Source organism: Duganella sp. CF458 (assembly GCF_900113115.1).
GTDB lineage: Bacteria > Pseudomonadota > Gammaproteobacteria > Burkholderiales > Burkholderiaceae_D > Rugamonas.
Map to the genome: position 1 here is coordinate 272,936 of NZ_FOOF01000005.1, position 13,497 is coordinate 286,432.

Below are 13,497 nucleotides of genomic sequence, written 5' to 3' on the forward strand. Positions count from 1 at the left end.
TATACATGGATTCCCAGCCGTGCGGTAGCTTTCGTTTGAGTTTGCGGCAGAGCAATATCGCGTTGCCCATGTGAGGCAGCTACGGGGTGAATCGGATCTCGGTTGACTGCCTAACGAACGTTAGTTAGAGTGTTGATTCTTTTTCAGTTCGGGGAGTTCGCAAATGATTTTGGCTCGGCAATATGATCGTGAGTGGGGTAATTCCGGCATTCCAGGAGTTCAGACTTGTTCGACATGGACCGGAAGTGATGGCGACGGAGGCTACCTGGCCAAGTTTCAAGCCGGTGCACGTTTTCCGAAACATGCTCATCATGGATGGGAGCAGATCTATGTTTTGGAGGGTGTGATTCGCTTCAATGGCATCGAAATGCGGGCAGGAGATGTTCTTCAAGTGCAAGAGGGTGACCAGCATGAGGCCCATGCGGTGGAAGAAGCGCTGCTGTTCGTCGCCCACCATGGCGGCATTCAAATCCTGGAGTAGCACCATCGTGACATCGTCCCAAACGAACCATGCGCCACGCACTCGAGAGACTATCCTGAGTGCGGCAATCCGTTTGTTTCAACAGTTCGGCTTCAGTGGTTTAGGCATGCGACAAATTGCCGACAACCTTGGGATCAAGGCGCCTAGCCTTTACCATCACTTCGCATCGAAAGAGGATTTGGCTCAATATGCGATGCAACAGTATCGCGCGGAGCAAGCGGCGCGACTGCAGGCAATTGCGGCGGCTGTTAACTTGACGGTTGCAGAGCAACTTCTGGAATACGCCGAGCTGTTCGCGCAGATGCTAGGCGACGGGAGGCGTCCGTGCTTGTACTTGATGATGGTAAAAGAACCCTCTTTTCAAGAGAATGCGTGCCTCGAAGAGTTAAGGCTGTTTGTGGCGCAGAACGTTGACTGGCTAGAGCGGATCTCGCGTGGCGAACGAGAGCTTGCAGAATTGATTTTCGCATCATTCGAGGGAATGATGGCCGTCTCATTAGTGGAAAAGGATCCTCAAATCGCTTTCCGGAAAAGAGCCAATAATTTTCTGAAAATAGTCAGCGTGCAGGAGAAGACTGGCTGACCATACTTAATCGCCATCGTTCGCCGTTGCACTGCCTGGCGATTTCGGCTTGATGCCTCGGCGCGCCAATGCCTCGCGCAGCAGGAATTCGATTTCCGCGTTCACGCTGCGCAGGTCCTGGGCGGCCAGGCGTTGTAGTTCATCCCACAACGCCGGGTCGATCCTCAGGGGGAAGGCTTTTTTGCCGGGGCTGGCCATCTTGACTCAGTTATACAGGGTGCCTGTGTTGACGATTGGTTGGGTCTCTTTATCAGAGCACAGTACCACCAGCAGGTTGCTCACCATTGCCGCCTTGCGTTCCGAGTCCAGTTCAACGATGTCGCGTTCGGCCAGGGCATTCAGGGCCGACTCAACCATGCTGACAGCACCGTGCACGATGCGGGAGCGGGCGCTGACGATGGCTTCGGCTTGCTGGCGGCGCAGCATCACCTGCGCGATTTCGGGCGCATAGGCGAGGTGGGTCAGCTTGGCGTCGACGGTTTCCACGCCGGCCGCTTTGAAGCGTTCCTGCAGTTCGCTGCGCAGTGCCAGCGACACTTCATCCATGCCGGAACGCAGCGTCATTTCGCCCTTGGCGAGATCTTCACCATCGTCGTAAGCATAGCGCGAGGCGAGGTGGCGGATGGCGGCTTCCGCTTGCACGGCCACGTAGCGTTCGAAATCATCCACGTCGAAGATGGCCTGCGCCGTGTCCTGCACACGCCAGACGATGGCGGCGGAAATCTCGACCGGATTGCCGCGCTTGTCGTTCACTTTCAGCGTCGGCGCATTCAGGTTGCGGGCACGCAGCGACAGGCGCTGTTTGCGGTACAGCGGAAAAGCCCAGCGCAGGCCTTCGCTGCGGTCGGTGCCGATGTATTGGCCGAACAGGGTCAGGATGGCGCTCTCGTTCGGCTGCAGCATGTACAGCCCGGGCGCCAGGAACACCGCCACCAGGACGCACGCCGCAGCCAGAAACGGCTGGAATCCGCGCAGCATAAGGAAGGCGAAAATCCCCAGCATGACAACGAAGGTCAACGCCAGGTAACCACTGTAAGACGAAAACGGCTTTTCGATTCGGTTCATGATCGATCCAGGAGGGTTAAATCAAAGTGATATCACTTTAGTCTCACTTTTTGGCGTTGTCAAATTATTCTCGATTGTTTAACCCCTTTTTTCCCGCCAGTCCGATTCCTGTTCAGAAGCGTTCACTTTGAAGGGAGTAATCATGTTGGCGAGGCTTATCCTGGTGTTGTGCATGTTGGCCGGCGGTGCAGCCGTGGCGCAGACACCACCGTTAATCAGGTCCATCACGAGCGGCAGCGAATCGCCGGTTCGCGTGCAAAGCGCGGCCGTGCAGACCGTCGTTTCGGGCGGCATGGCCGAAACGACTGTGAAGCTGGTCTTTTACAACCCGAACTTGCGTCAGCTTGAGGGTGACCTGCAATTCCCGCTTGGCGAAGGCCAGCAGGTAACGGGCTTTGCGCTGGATATCGGCGGCGAGCTGCGTCCCGCAGTGCCGATCGAGAAGGAGCGTGGGCGGCAAATTCTGGAAGCCGAGGAGCGCCGGCGTATCGACCCGGCCTTGCTGGAGCAAACGCAGGGCAATAACTTCAAGTTGCGCATTTATCCGATTCCGGGGCGCGGAACGCGAACGGTGGAGCTGAAGTACGCGGCCATGCTGGCGCGCCAGCAGAAGAACTGGAGCTATCGCCTGCCGTTGAAGCAGTTCAGCATCCCGGTGGCGCTGGACGTGCGCGTCATGGGAAGCGAGGAGGCGCCGCTTGTCATCGGCGCACCGGAGCGATTTGTGCGTGCGGAAGGAGGATGGCAGCTCGATGTGGCGAAGGCCAAAGGCGAAATCCTGGTGCGCGTGCCTGTCTCGCAGGACAAGCCGAAGACTTATGTGGAGGAGTTTAACGGCCAACAGTACTTCCTGGCGGAAGTGCCGGTACCTGCCGAGCGTATGCCGCGCACGTTGCCGAAGGTTGTCGGCGTGCTGTGGGATAGCTCCAGCTCCGGCGCGCAGCGCTCCCTGAAAGCGGAATTGCGCGTACTGGCAAGCTACCTTGAAGCCGCGGGCAGCGTGGAAGTGCGCCTGGTGCGCATGCGTGACAAGGCTGAGCCGGTCAAAGTCTTCAAGCTGGCCAAGGGGCAGTCCGGCATCCTGATCGCGGAGCTCGAATCGACTGTCTACGACGGCGCCAGTGCGCTGGCCGACTGGCAACCGCAGCCCGACGTCGACGAATACCTGATGTTCAGCGATGGCCTGCGAAATTACGGCGTGGGCGCCTTCCCGCAGCTGGCGAAAGGCCGCCGCCTGTTCACACTGAGTTCCAGTGCCGGCGCGGACACTGCGCGCCTGGCGGCGTGGGCAACTGCAAACGGTGGCAGGCATATCGGCATCGATCCTGTCGATGCACATCACGCGTCGCAAGAGCTGCTTTCCGACGGCGTGAGAGTGGTCGGCGCCACTGGCATGCAGGCTGGCGATGTGGTGGTTGACGGAAGCCAGGCGCATGCTGGCTTGCTGCGCGTGGCCGGCAAAGTCCGGGGCAGGGAGCCGCTGGTCGTGGCCTTGGATAAGCAGGGCAGGAAATACGAGGTATCCATTGACCCAGCCAATGACAAGAGCGCGCCTCATCCGCTGGCAGCATGGTGGTGGGCCAATCGGCGCATTGCCCAGCTGGAGGGCAACTATGAACTCAATCGCGCCGCGATCCGGCGCATCGGGCTGGAGTTTGGCTTGCCGACCCGCGAGACGTCACTGCTGGTGCTCGAGCAACTGGAAGACTATGTGCGGCACGACGTGACGCCGCCCGAAAAATATCGCGCTGCCTTCGAAAAAATGAAGGCTGAAAGTCAGGCCCGGATGGCCAAGCAGCGTGTAAAGCACCTGGACAATGTGGTGCGGGAGTTCCAGGCCAAAGTGGCGTGGTGGGAGAAATCTTTCCCCAAGAACCGCCCACCTGCGCTAGCGCCGAAGAAGGCGGCCGTTGCCGACATGCGGATGGCCGAGGCCCCGATGATGGAGGCAATGCCCGCGCCGGCACCGCCACCGGCGATGGCTTCGCGCGCCGCTCCTGCAGCTGCTCCAATGGCGGTCGACGAGTTGGACATGCCGGCTGAGAAGCGCATCAACGGCGGTGCAAGTGTCCGCCTGAAGGCGTGGCAGCCCGATGCGCCGTACACCGCGCGCATGCGCAAAGCTGCAGTTGGCGACATGTACCGCATCTATCTGGACGAGCGCCCGTCGCACGCCGGCAGCAGCGCCTTTTTGCTGGACGTGGCGGGCCTGATGCTGGAGCGAGGCCAGCGCGACCTGGGCTTGCGTGTGCTGTCCAACCTGGCCGAGATGGAACTGGAGAACCGCCACGTGCTGCGGGTGCTGTCCTACCGCTTGATGGAGGCTGGTGCTCCGCGGCTGGCCGTGCCGTTGCTGGAGCGTGTGCAGGATATGGCGGAAGAGGAGCCGCAATCCTTCCGCGACCTCGGGCTGGCCCTTGCGGCGAGTGGCCAGGAACAACTGGCCATCGAACAACTATACCAAGTGGTGCTGCGGCCATGGGACGGGCGCTTTGCTGATGTGGAGTTGATTGCGCTGTCCGAGCTGAATTCGATCGTGGCGCATGCCAGGTCCGGCGGACGCACGCTCGATACGCGTGGAATGGATTCACGCTTGCTGCGCAACCTGCCGGTGGACTTGCGCGTGGTGTTGAGCTGGGATGCGGATAACAGCGATATGGATTTGCATGTGATTGATCCCGACGGCGAGCGCGCCTACTACGGCCACCAGCTGACCTACCAGGGCGGGCGCATGTCGCGCGACTTCACGGGCGGCTATGGCCCGGAAGAGTTCATGCTGCGCAATGCAAAGCCAGGCATCTATCGCGTCGAGGTCAATTACTTCGGCAGCGCGCAGCAGATCGTCACTGGTGCGACCACGCTGCAGCTGCACTTCACGACCGGTTTCGGCACGCAGAAGGCGGACGACAAGATGGTGACGCTGCGCCTGAAAGAGCAGGGTAGCTCGATCCTGGTCGGCGAGTTTGAAGTGAAGCCGAAGTAGGGCTATTCCAGCGCTTTGAGGCGGCCCGCCAGGGTATCCGGTACTGGATAGTCCGGGTGGGCTTTGCGGAAGCGCTTCCATTGTGCAGTGGCCGACCCGGTGTCGCCCGCATCAAGCAAGCGCTCGATTGACTGCAGCCACTCTTTCGGACTTTCGGCTTCCAGCGAGCGCGCGGCTGCCTTGCGTGGCGAATCAAGTTCATCCACCTCCATTTTCGGTGCAGGCGGTGCGGCCGCCGGTGCCGGGGCCGGTGCAGGGGGAGGCGGAGGCGGGGGGGGCGCCACTGACTCGGCCGGCTCCGCAGCTGGTAGTGGCATGTCCATTTGTGGAATGGCCGGCGCAGGCTTTGCGGCAACGATGGCGGACTCGCGTTTTTTTTCCGCAGGCGCAGCGGCTTCCTCATCGCCGATCATCGGAGCGGGCATGGCTGCAGGCAGTTCTTCCGGTACGATTCGCACTTCGAGCGGCTGCAATTCCTGGTGCTGGTAGCTGCGCCAGACCGGGAACAGGATTGCGATGCCGGCCAGGCTGGCTGCAAACGCCAGCGGCGCGCGATAACGGTGCTTCGGTTTCGGGCGCGGGGCTTCGACAGCCGGATCGTTGGCTGCGGCAGGACCGGCCGCCAGGTCCTTCTGGATGTGCGCGAAGATGGCCGCGTCGAGCTCCGCCGACGGTTCCGGTTGCGGCAAGGAGGCCAGGCGGCGCACCAGGTCCGCGTCTTCGAAATTGTCCTTGTCGACCGGCGTCATACTGTCTCCTCCTGCTTGAATTGCTCGCGCAGCTTACGCATGGCATAGCGCAGGCGGCTCTTCACTGTTTCCGCTGGCGCCGCAACCACCAGTGCAATTTCATCGATGCTCAAGCCGCTGAAGTGCTGCAGCACCAGTGCTTCCTTCTGTTCCGACGGAAGCAGGCGGATGGCGGCGTGCAGTGCCAGGTTCTGCTGGCGTTCCAGCGCGGTGGCCTCGGCCGAATCCTGCACCAGGCTCGCGTCACCGCAATCGTCGACATCGGGCTGGCGCTGCATGTCGGCCAGGCGATTGCGGCCGATCTGGAACAGATAGCTGCGAAAGCTGCCTTGTGCAGCATAGCGCGTGCGGGCGTGATGCACCGCCAGCCAGGTTTCCTGCGCCACCTCATCGGCCCACTCCGTGCGCCCGCTGCGCCATGCCAGGAAACGATACAGGCCGCGACTGTGGCGGCGATACAGTTCCTGGAAGGCGCTCAATTCGCCATCGCGGTAACGCAACATCAATTCGTCGTCGGAAAGCTCGATGGACATGCGGGGCGTGGGGCTTCCAGGTAAGCGAAATCAAGGCGCCCACTTTAGACAATTGGCCTGCTCCGCGCAAGTCGCTTAAGATTGAAAAGCAAAAGCCGCCCCGGGGGCGGCTTGTCTGTCGAGGCGGGGACGATTACTCGTAATCGCTCGAGTTCAGGCCCATCACGTGCGAGAAGCCGCCGTCGACGTACATGATGTCGCCGGTGATGCCGGAGGACAGGTCGGACAGCAGGAACGCTGCGGCGTTGCCCACTTCTTCAATGGTCACGTTGCGGCGCAGTGGGGCGTGGCCGGCGGCGAAGCCGAGCAGCTTGCCGAAGTCCTTGATGCCGGAAGCGGCCAGGGTCTTGATCGGGCCGGCGGAAATGCCGTTGGAACGGATGCCGTGCTGGCCCAGGTTCTCTGCCAGGTAACGTACGGAGGCTTCCAGCGATGCCTTGGCCAGGCCCATGGTGTTGTAGTAAGGGATCGCGCGCACCGCGCCCAGGTAGGACAGGGTCAGCACGGAGGAGCCTGGCTTCAGCAGCGGCAGGGCGGCTTTCACCATTGCCGGGAAGCTGTACGCCGAAATGTCGTGGGCCACGCGGAAGTTTTCGCGGGTCAGGCCGTCCAGGAATTCGCCGGCGATCGCTTCGCGTGGGGCGAAGCCGATGGCGTGCACGAAACCGTCCAGGCTGTCCCAGCTCTTGGCCAGGTCGGTGAACAGGTTGGCGATTTGTTCGTCGCTGCTGACGTCGCAGTCGAAGACCAGTTTGCTGCCGAATTCGGCAGCGAATTCAGTGATGCGGTCTTTGAAGCGCTCGCCAACGTAGGTGAAAGCCAGTTCGGCGCCTTCGCGGTGGGCTGCCTTAGCAATGCCGTAAGCGATGGAACGGTTGGACAGGACGCCAGTAATCAGGATTTTTTTGCCTTGCAAGAAAGCCATATCTACTCCAATGGGGTTATACCGCAAGAACGGGATTGTAAACGCGCCGAGTCCGGGACTGCAAGAAGTGATTTTCTTGACACCGGTCCCGGGTGCCCCTGCCGGTCAGGCAAGGGGGGCGTGTTGATAACGCGCTTGGTAATCCGCTTAACAGCGCAATTAGTTGCTGCGGCGGGTCTTCGATTTGCCGGCTTCGTCACGCTTGACGCGCGCCTTGACCATGCTGACTGCTGGCTTGGATTCGCCGCGAGTGGAGGAGGCTTGGCGGTAGTTGCTGCGTTTTGGGCCCGCGCGCTCGGTTTCCACGGCCATGACGGCGTTTTCGATCACGTCGGCCGAAATGTCCTTGCCGGCTGCCGAGGCGGAGATATTCGGCACCAGGATGGTCGAGCCGGCCTTCAGCACCGATCGCTGAGGCATGTTGTTGGCCTGGCGGATGGCATCCGGGGTGGTGCCGAACTTGCGCGCCAGGGAGGCGATGCTTTCACGGGCACTGGAGATCTTATGGGTGGTCCAGCTCGACAGGGCGTGGGTCCACGAGGCCAGGTTGGTGGCGAACTTGGCAGCATTCTCGGTCGGCAGCAGGATCTTGGTCTGCTCGTTGCCGGTAATGACGGGCTTCTTGAACTGCGGGTTCAGGGCCTTGAATTCGTCGACCGAGATCTCGGCCAGCTTGGCGGCCAGGGCCATGTCGATGTCGCGGGTCTTGTCGATCGCGGTGAAATACGGCTCGTTGTCGATCACCGGCAGGTGCACGGCGTATTGCGACGGGTTGGCAACGATATTCTTTACCGCCTGCAGCTTCGGTACGTAGTTGCGGGTCTCGGCCGGCATCAGTTCGGCCAGGCTGTCGAAATCGATCGGCTTGCCGGCGGCCTGGTTGCGCTTGATGGCTTTCTGCACATTGCCTTCGCCCCAGTTGTAGGCGGCCAGGGCCAGGTGCCAGTCGCCGAACATGGTGTACAGGCGTTGCAGGTAGCTCAGGGCGGCGTCGGTCGAGGCCAGCACGGAGCGGCGGTCATCCTTGAATGCGTTCTGCTTCAAGTCATAGTCGCGGCCGGTGCCCGGCACGAATTGCCACAGGCCGGCCGCGTTGGCGGTCGACAGGGCTTGCGGGTTGAAGGCCGATTCGATGAAGGGCAGCAGGGCCAGTTCGGTTGGCATGTTGCGCTTTTCCAGCTCTTCCACCACGTGGAACAGGTAAAGGGAGGCGCGTGCGGTGGTGCGGTCGAGGTAGTCCTGGCGGTCGGCATACCACTTCACATGCTTGGCGACCAGGGCGTTGTTCACGTCGGGAATGGCGTAGCCGGAGCGGATGCGGCCCCAGACGTCGGTTTCCTTGTATTCTTCCACGGCAGGCTGCAACACCACGGATTTCGCGGTGTCGGTGGATGCCAGGGACGATGCTGCAGGGAGCGCGGCGCTCAGCGCCAGGGCGATCAGGACAGCAAATTTGATTCGTTCTTGCATAGAGCTTCGCGGTTGTCGTAAAGAAACAATGGGCGGACTATCTAAGGCCGGAGTGTAGGGTTGAAACCCTGTCGAGTCAAGGAAAAATTCGCTATGTGCCTGATTTTCTTGGATAATTATGTCGAGCAGGCTATATAATTGGCGTCTTGGATAACGATTTTTGGATGTATAAATGAGCAACACCCGAGTGGATTACGAAGCCGTTGTCGCGGCAACCGAGCAATGGCTGGAAAAGGCCGTGATCGGCCTGAACCTGTGCCCGTTCGCCAAGGCCGTGCATGTGAAGCAGCAGGTGCGCTATGTGGTGTCGGAGGCTTCCTCGCCTGAGGAATTGCTGGAAGACCTGATCAAGGAGCTGGAATTCCTGGCTGGGGAAGACCCGGACGTGGTCGATACGACCTTGCTGATCCATCCGCTGGTGCTGCAGGATTTTGAAGATTACAACGAGTTCCTGGACGTGGCGGATGCGGCGTTGGAAGAGCTGAAGCTGGAAGGCGAGCTGCAGGTGGCGAGTTTCCACCCTGAGTACCAGTTTGCGGACACGAACAAGAACGATATCTCGAACTACACCAACCGTTCGCCTTACCCGACCTTGCACTTGCTGCGCGAGGCGTCGATCGACCGTGCGGTGGAGGCATTCCCGGAGGCGGCCGATATCTTCGACAAGAATATCGACACCATGGAACAACTCGGCCACGAGGGCTGGGACAAGCTGGGCTTGCAGGTGAAGTGATGGCGGATGATAAAGCACCGGAGCGGCCGGATACGCCTTGCGTGGCAGTCTGCTCGACTACTTTTGATGAAATCTGCCGCGGCTGCGGGCGGACTTATATCGAGGTGGCGCACTGGGTGGCCATGAGCGAGGAAGAGAAGGAGAAGGTTTGGCAGCGGATTCTGGCGCAGGGGTATCCGCGGCGGAATTCCTAGAACCGGCGCTGCAGACTGTGCCTGACCCTGCGGGTCAGACACAGGTTACCGGTTTTATTCAGCCTTCCACGCCCCGATAAAGTCCTTCTTCCCGATCTCCAGCCCGTTATGGCGCAGGATGTTGTACGCCGTGGTCGCATGGAAGGTGAAATGCGGCAGCGCATAATGCATCAGATACTCCTGCCCGACCCACTGTTTCGCCTTTTCGCCGCTACCGGTAGTTACCGAACGTTGCGCAGAATCCTCAATCGCCTGGCGCGGCAGCGAATCCAGGAAAGCCAGCGTGCGCTGGATGCGCAGCTTTAGTTCACCAATGGTCTTTTCAGTGTCTTCGTAAGCCGGCACATCCGCCCCAGCCAGGCGCGCGCCTGCGCCCTTGGCGAAGTCGGCCGCGATCTGGATTTGACGGGTAAACGGCAGCATGTCCGGGAATAAACGGAACTGCAGCAGGGCATTCGGATCAATCTTCTTTTCGTCGATGTGCGCCTCGGCCTTGTCAAGGATGGACAACAGGCTGCCGAGGATCTGGCGGAACACCGGAATCGAAGCGGAATACATGGAAAACGACATGGGTAAACTCCTCTGATATAGAGTGGCGATGATAGCGCGTTACGTGCATAATTGCTGCTGGATAATCTTTTCCACCAGACCTGCTGAATGGCTCGGAATTTTTATAACAAATTAAGGTCCCGCCTGAGCGCTCTGTATGGGCTGTCGATTTATGGCGCCTTGTTACTGGTGGTATTTGGCGGCCTGGTGATACCGGCTATTATCGGCTCCTACCTGCTGATCGGGGTGCACGAACAAAAGTCCGCCCAGACCGCCCTGAACGAATCGCTGCAACGCAATGCCGACATCCTGGCCCTCGGCATGCAGGAATCCCTGTGGAACATGAATGCGGAATCGGCCCATTCGCTGGTCGAATCGGTGATGCGCGACCGTTCGGTGCTGCAGGTGCAGGTCACCGGCCAGGCCGACACCCAGTTCATGCACGTCGAAGCGCCCAAGCGCGCCATCGGCAATGTGGTGCGCGCCGAGCGCGAAATCATGGTGCGCGGCGAAAAGATCGGCAAGATCATGGTCGAGATGGACGACGCGCGCAGCCAGCAGGAATTGCGCGAGAAGCAGTTGTCCTATGTGTTCGTGCTGGCGGCCCAGCTTACCGTCTCGCTGCTGCTGATCGTGCTGTTCCTGAACCAGCGCCTGCTGAAGCCCTTGCGCAAGCTGATGCGCTTCTCCGACCGCCTGTCGCATGGCGATTTCGAAACCCGCATGGAGTTGAGCGGCAGCGATGAGCTGGGCCGCCTGGCCGGCCAGTTGGACCAGATGCGGGTGGCGATCAAGCACCTGTTCGAAGACATCGCCCAGCGCGAAGAACGCTTCCGCACCATCGTGACCCAGGTGCCGGGTGCCGTGTTCCGCTTCCGCCCCGATGGCCCGATCGACTTCGTATCGGATGCCATCGAGGAAATCTCCGGCTACTCCGCCGCGCAGTTCATGCGCAGCACCACCCATGCCTGGGCCAACCTGATCTGCCCGGAGGACCGCAAGCGCCAGCGCCGCGTGGTGGTACAGGCGATCCAGGACGGCAAGCCTTACGAAATCGAATACCGCATCATGGATTCCGCCGGCATCGAGCGCTGGGTGGCCGAGAATGGCCAGCCGCAGGCGGCGGAGGCGGGTGGCGCGCCTTGGGTGGATGGCATCATCTCCGACATCAGCCAGCGCAAGCACAATGAAATGCGCATCGAAGGCCTGTTGGCGGAGCAGAGCGCGATCCTGGATAACGTGATGTTCGGCGTGATGTTTGTGCGCCACCGGACCATCGTCTCGGTCAACCGCCGCTGCGAAGACTTGTTCGGCTACCAGCCTGGCCAGATGATCGGCGCATCCACCGCCATCGTGTTCCCGACCACCTTCGATTTCGAATCGGCCGGCGCACGCCAGTATTCCACGCTGGGCAACGGCGAGTACTTCAGCGAAGAGCGCAATTACCGGCGCCAGGACGGCTCGCTGTTCTGGTGCATGGTGTCCGGTTGCGCCATCGACCAGAACCGCCCGAACGAAGGCTCGATCTGGGTTTATGCCGACATCAGCGCCCGCAAGGAAGCGGAAGAAAAACTGCGCCTGTCGGCCACCGTGCTGGAACATATTGCCGACGGCGTGATGGTGATCGACGACAAAGGCACCATCGTCGCCGTCAACCCGGCCTTCACGCAAATTACCGGCTACACCGAATCCGAGGCGCTGGGCCACGACGTCGGCCTGACGCGTTCCGGCCGCCACGACGAGGGCTTCCATGCCGGCTTGTGGAAGGAGTTGGTTGAGCACGGCTACTGGCGCGGCGAAATCTGGAGCATGCGCAAGAGCGGCGAGTTGTTCCTGGAGTGGCTGACATTGACCGCCGTGCGCGATACGCGCGGCGTGACGACCCACTATGTCGGCGTGTTCAGCGACATCACCCTGGTCAAGCAGTCGCAGGAAAAGCTGGATCACCTGGCCCACCACGACGCCTTGACCCAGTTGCCGAACCGCCTGCTGTTCCACGACCGCCTGCAGCACGCCATTCAGCGCGCCACGCGCGGCAACGAGCAGTTGGCGCTGCTGTTCATCGACCTGGACCGCTTCAAGAACGTCAACGACACCCTGGGCCACCATATCGGCGACGAACTGCTGAAGCAGGTGGCGCACGCGCTGTCGGAAAAGCTGCGCGAGGGCGACACCCTGGCGCGCCTGGGCGGCGACGAGTTCATCGTGCTGCTGGAGGATGTGGAAGGCCAGTATGGCGCCGGCCAGGTCGCCGAAAAGCTTGTGACCATGTTCGAGCATCCGTTCATGGTGGCGGGTCACGAATTGTTCGTGACCTGCTCGATCGGCGTCTCGGTGTTCCCGAGCGATGCCAGCGACCTGAATATGCTGATCCGCAACGCCGACGTGGCCATGTACCAGGCCAAGGCGCGCGGCCGTAACGGCTATCGCTTCTACCAGGCGTCCATGTCGGGCGAGGGCGTCGAGCGGCTGCGCCTGGAAACCTATTTGCGCCGCGCCATCGAAAAAGAGGAAGTGTTCCTGAACTTCCAGCCGCAGGTTGAAATCGATTCCGGCAAGCTGCTGGGCGTGGAAGCGCTGGTGCGCTGGAACCACCCGGAACTGGGCCTGGTGCCGCCGAATCGCTTCATCCCCCTGGCCGAGGATACGGGCTTTATCAGCCAGCTGGGCCAGTGGGTGCTGGTCGAAGCCTGCCGCCAGATGGTGCGCTGGCAGGAAGCCGGGCTGCACGTGCCGAAGATTGCGGTCAACCTGTCCGCCAAGCAGTTCGAGCGCGGCAGCATGGTGACCATGGTGGCCGACATCCTGCGCGAAACGGGCCTGGAGCCGCATCGCCTGCAGCTCGAAGTGACCGAGTCCGTGATCATGAATACCGGCGACGCGCTGGGCTTCATCAACGACCTGCATGCAGTTGGCGTATCGCTGGCGATCGACGATTTCGGCACCGGCTATTCGTCCCTGGCTTACCTGAAGCAGATGCCGGTGCAGACGCTCAAGATCGACCGCTCCTTCATCAAAGACATCTCGACCGACGTCAATGATGAAGCGATTGCCATTGCCATCATCCAGTTGGGCCGCAGCATGAACCTGTCCGTGATCGCCGAAGGCGTGGAGACGGAACAGCAGGCGGCCTTCCTGCTGCGCCACGGTTGCAACCAGGCGCAGGGTTTCTATTACAGCCGTCCGGTGCTGCCGGACGATTTGCTGCAGCGCTGGCTGCCATAAAGAGGGG

At 60.9% G+C, this 13,497-nt stretch carries 13 protein-coding genes; 6 read left to right on the forward strand and 7 right to left on the reverse strand.

What is annotated here, in order from left to right; all coding sequences use genetic code 11:
* The first annotated feature begins 163 nt into the window (after positions 1–163).
* The gene (locus tag BM269_RS10035) at positions 164–481 is read left to right on the forward strand and encodes a cupin domain-containing protein (RefSeq protein WP_090436875.1); all 318 of its coding nucleotides are present in this window, start codon (positions 164–166) and stop codon (positions 479–481) included.
* Positions 456–1,064, forward strand: coding sequence for a TetR/AcrR family transcriptional regulator (locus BM269_RS10040; RefSeq protein ID WP_090436876.1), 609 nt, complete (start codon positions 456–458; stop codon positions 1,062–1,064). Before BM269_RS10035 ends, BM269_RS10040 begins: the two co-directional genes overlap by 26 nt.
* Positions 1,065–1,070: 6 nt before the next feature.
* Here the strand turns inward: BM269_RS10040 and BM269_RS10045 are convergent, their stop codons facing one another.
* Both BM269_RS10045 and BM269_RS10050 read right to left on the reverse strand, forming a co-directional pair.
* Entirely contained in the window at positions 1,071–1,262 is a 192-nt protein-coding gene (locus BM269_RS10045) for a type II toxin-antitoxin system antitoxin (RefSeq protein WP_090436877.1), read from the reverse strand.
* A 6-nt stretch (positions 1,263–1,268) separates the two neighbouring features.
* Positions 1,269–2,129 (reverse strand): SPFH domain-containing protein, encoded by an 861-nt coding sequence (locus BM269_RS10050; RefSeq protein WP_090436878.1) that lies wholly within the window; start codon positions 2,127–2,129, stop codon positions 1,269–1,271.
* A 142-nt stretch (positions 2,130–2,271) separates the two neighbouring features.
* Here BM269_RS10050 and BM269_RS10055 point away from each other — a divergent pair, with 142 nt between their 5' ends.
* Complete coding sequence (locus BM269_RS10055) at positions 2,272–5,112, forward strand: VIT domain-containing protein (RefSeq protein WP_090436879.1); 2,841 nt, start codon at positions 2,272–2,274, stop codon at positions 5,110–5,112.
* A 2-nt stretch (positions 5,113–5,114) separates the two neighbouring features.
* Here the strand turns inward: BM269_RS10055 and BM269_RS10060 are convergent, their stop codons facing one another.
* The 4 genes from BM269_RS10060 to BM269_RS10075 all read right to left on the reverse strand — a co-directional run bounded on the left by BM269_RS10060 (position 5,115) and on the right by BM269_RS10075 (position 8,789).
* Positions 5,115–5,861, reverse strand: coding sequence for a hypothetical protein (locus tag BM269_RS10060; RefSeq protein ID WP_090436880.1), 747 nt, complete (start codon positions 5,859–5,861; stop codon positions 5,115–5,117).
* Positions 5,858–6,394, reverse strand: a complete 537-nt coding sequence (locus BM269_RS10065) for a sigma-70 family RNA polymerase sigma factor (protein WP_229204575.1) — start codon at positions 6,392–6,394, stop codon at positions 5,858–5,860. Before BM269_RS10065 ends, BM269_RS10060 begins: the two co-directional genes overlap by 4 nt.
* A 133-nt stretch (positions 6,395–6,527) precedes the next feature.
* The gene (fabI, locus tag BM269_RS10070) at positions 6,528–7,319 is read right to left on the reverse strand and encodes an enoyl-ACP reductase FabI (protein ID WP_090436881.1); all 792 of its coding nucleotides are present in this window, start codon (positions 7,317–7,319) and stop codon (positions 6,528–6,530) included.
* 159 nt (positions 7,320–7,478) lie between these two features.
* The gene (locus BM269_RS10075; RefSeq protein ID WP_090436882.1) at positions 7,479–8,789 is read right to left on the reverse strand and encodes a transglycosylase SLT domain-containing protein; all 1,311 of its coding nucleotides are present in this window, start codon (positions 8,787–8,789) and stop codon (positions 7,479–7,481) included.
* Between the two features lie 172 nt (positions 8,790–8,961).
* Here BM269_RS10075 and BM269_RS10080 point away from each other — a divergent pair, with 172 nt between their 5' ends.
* Positions 8,962–9,522 (forward strand): DUF1415 domain-containing protein, encoded by a 561-nt coding sequence (locus BM269_RS10080; RefSeq protein ID WP_090436883.1) that lies wholly within the window; start codon positions 8,962–8,964, stop codon positions 9,520–9,522.
* Positions 9,522–9,716: a DUF1289 domain-containing protein gene (locus BM269_RS10085; protein WP_090436884.1), complete on the forward strand. Its 195-nt coding sequence runs from the start codon at positions 9,522–9,524 to the stop codon at positions 9,714–9,716. The genes BM269_RS10080 and BM269_RS10085 overlap by 1 nt, the downstream gene beginning before the upstream one ends.
* A gap of 54 nt (positions 9,717–9,770) precedes the next feature.
* Here BM269_RS10085 and BM269_RS10090 read toward each other — a convergent pair whose 3' ends face one another.
* Complete coding sequence (locus BM269_RS10090) at positions 9,771–10,286, reverse strand: DUF1993 domain-containing protein (protein ID WP_090436885.1); 516 nt, start codon at positions 10,284–10,286, stop codon at positions 9,771–9,773.
* An 87-nt stretch (positions 10,287–10,373) separates the two neighbouring features.
* Here BM269_RS10090 and BM269_RS10095 point away from each other — a divergent pair, with 87 nt between their 5' ends.
* On the forward strand, positions 10,374–13,490 hold the full coding sequence (locus BM269_RS10095) for an EAL domain-containing protein (RefSeq protein WP_090436886.1): 3,117 nt from the start codon (positions 10,374–10,376) through the stop codon (positions 13,488–13,490).
* Positions 13,491–13,497: the final 7 nt, after the last annotated feature.

Coding starts and splice junctions, on each gene's coding strand:
- BM269_RS10050 (WP_090436878.1), bottom strand. CDS start 2,129: ATGAACCGAATCGAAAAGCCGTTTTCGTCTTACAGTGGTTACCTGGCG.
- BM269_RS10075 (WP_090436882.1), bottom strand. CDS start 8,789: ATGCAAGAACGAATCAAATTTGCTGTCCTGATCGCCCTGGCGCTGAGC.
- BM269_RS10085 (WP_090436884.1), top strand. CDS start 9,522: ATGGCGGATGATAAAGCACCGGAGCGGCCGGATACGCCTTGCGTGGCA.
- BM269_RS10095 (WP_090436886.1), top strand. CDS start 10,374: ATGGCTCGGAATTTTTATAACAAATTAAGGTCCCGCCTGAGCGCTCTG.
- BM269_RS10065 (WP_229204575.1), bottom strand. CDS start 6,394: ATGTCCATCGAGCTTTCCGACGACGAATTGATGTTGCGTTACCGCGAT.
- BM269_RS10080 (WP_090436883.1), top strand. CDS start 8,962: ATGAGCAACACCCGAGTGGATTACGAAGCCGTTGTCGCGGCAACCGAG.
- BM269_RS10060 (WP_090436880.1), bottom strand. CDS start 5,861: ATGACGCCGGTCGACAAGGACAATTTCGAAGACGCGGACCTGGTGCGC.
- BM269_RS10035 (WP_090436875.1), top strand. CDS start 164: ATGATTTTGGCTCGGCAATATGATCGTGAGTGGGGTAATTCCGGCATT.
- BM269_RS10040 (WP_090436876.1), top strand. CDS start 456: ATGGCGGCATTCAAATCCTGGAGTAGCACCATCGTGACATCGTCCCAA.
- BM269_RS10045 (WP_090436877.1), bottom strand. CDS start 1,262: ATGGCCAGCCCCGGCAAAAAAGCCTTCCCCCTGAGGATCGACCCGGCG.
- fabI (WP_090436881.1), bottom strand. CDS start 7,319: ATGGCTTTCTTGCAAGGCAAAAAAATCCTGATTACTGGCGTCCTGTCC.
- BM269_RS10055 (WP_090436879.1), top strand. CDS start 2,272: ATGTTGGCGAGGCTTATCCTGGTGTTGTGCATGTTGGCCGGCGGTGCA.
- BM269_RS10090 (WP_090436885.1), bottom strand. CDS start 10,286: ATGTCGTTTTCCATGTATTCCGCTTCGATTCCGGTGTTCCGCCAGATC.